This window comes from Kitasatospora sp. A2-31 (assembly GCF_022288725.1).
Lineage (GTDB): Bacteria > Actinomycetota > Actinomycetes > Streptomycetales > Streptomycetaceae > Kitasatospora.
Genome location: NZ_JAKNTA010000183.1, coordinates 1 through 1,392 on the forward strand (window position 1 = coordinate 1; position 1,392 = coordinate 1,392).

Sequence of the window (1,392 nt, forward strand, 5' to 3'; positions counted from 1 at the left end):
ACCGCGCCCCCGTCACCCGGGGCGCGGAGGCCGCCGGCGCCCTGGCCGCGTTCCTGACGGCCCTTCACCGGCCCGCCCCGGAGGGCGCGCCCGCCGGCCGCGGCCGTGGTGGGCCGCTGGCCGAGCACGCCGAGGGGTTCGCCCGGGCACTCGCCGAGGCGACGGAACTGGGTCTCGTCCCCGACCCGGACGCCGCGCGTGCGGTCTGGGAGGACGCCGCCGCCGCGCCCGTGTGGACCGGCCCGGCGCTGTGGCTGCACGGCGACCTCCACCCGGCCAACGTCCTCACCGCGGAGGGCACCATCTGCGGCGTGATCGACTTCGGCGACCTCTGCGCGGGCGATCCGGCCTGCGACCTCGCCGCCCCCTGGATCCTCCTCCCGGACGGCGCAGCCGACGACTTCCACCGGGCCTACGGGGCGGCCGCGGACGCCGCGACCCTGCGCCGCGCCCGCGGCTGGGCGCTCCTGCGCGCCCTCGGCGGCCTCCTCATCGGCGAGGCCGGCCGCCTCGGCCGCCCCGGCGGCCAGCCCACCTGGGCCCCACCGGCCGCCGCCTCCCTCCGCCGCCTCGTCGCGACGGCCCACCGCTGACCGGAAGCCGGCACGGAGGCCGAGCCGGGCCGCGCGGAGCGGGAAGTCGGCCTGCCCGACTTCCCGCTCCGCGCCGCGGGACTCCCCCGGCCGGTCGGCGTGCCGCACGCGGCGCGGCCGCACTCACCCCGCCAGACTGAGGCCGGATGTGCGCCCGCCCGCGTGGCGGTACCGGCGATTCTCTGAACAAGGCGATTCTGGACAAGGAGTGCAGGCGTGACGGAGCGACCCGAGAGCAACGACACCATCCCGGCGGAGTTCGACGGACTCGTGGGGGAGTTCCGCGATCTGCTCGCGAAGTACCCCCAGGCGGCCGGACACTTCTCGCTCGCCTACCACCCCGCGGGGGGTGACGGCCCGAACCTGAGCACCCCGAAGACGGCGGGATTCATTCAGCCCGTCTTCGAATGCGAGAAGATCGACGAGGGATTCATCGTGTGCAGGCGCGTCGACGAGCAGTGACGGGCGGTGAGCTCGAACCGGCTGACCGCCCACCCCGCCCGTCACCGGCCGGTACACGCGCGAGGACTCGACGGTGGTGCGGCGGTCGACCCGGCCCGAGAAGTCGTCCGGTCGCGACCAGGGCATGCCTTCCAGTGGCTCGGCTCGGATCCTTGGGCGGGTAACTTGTAGGCTGCCCGACTGGTCTTGATCACTGTCGTGGATGTGCAGCCTGCTGCACATGAAGGAGGGGTTGGCGCGTGGCGGAGAAGCCTGTGCGGAATTCGGTGTCGCTGGGTGTGTTCCTCGCGGTGGCGGCTCACCCCGGGGCGGCGTTCAGCGCTGTCGAGCTGGCGGG

General features: G+C 75.0%; 2 protein-coding genes. Both read left to right on the top strand.

Annotation, left to right across the window (positions count from 1 at the left end; all coding sequences use genetic code 11):
• Positions 1-593: phosphotransferase (locus tag MCM47_RS40710; protein ID WP_238951830.1), on the top strand; the 593-nt coding region annotated here is incomplete at its 5' end.
• Between the two features lie 216 nt (positions 594-809).
• Positions 810-1,055 (top strand): hypothetical protein, encoded by a 246-nt coding sequence (locus MCM47_RS40715; protein WP_238949395.1) that lies wholly within the window; start codon positions 810-812, stop codon positions 1,053-1,055.
• Positions 1,056-1,392: the final 337 nt, after the last annotated feature.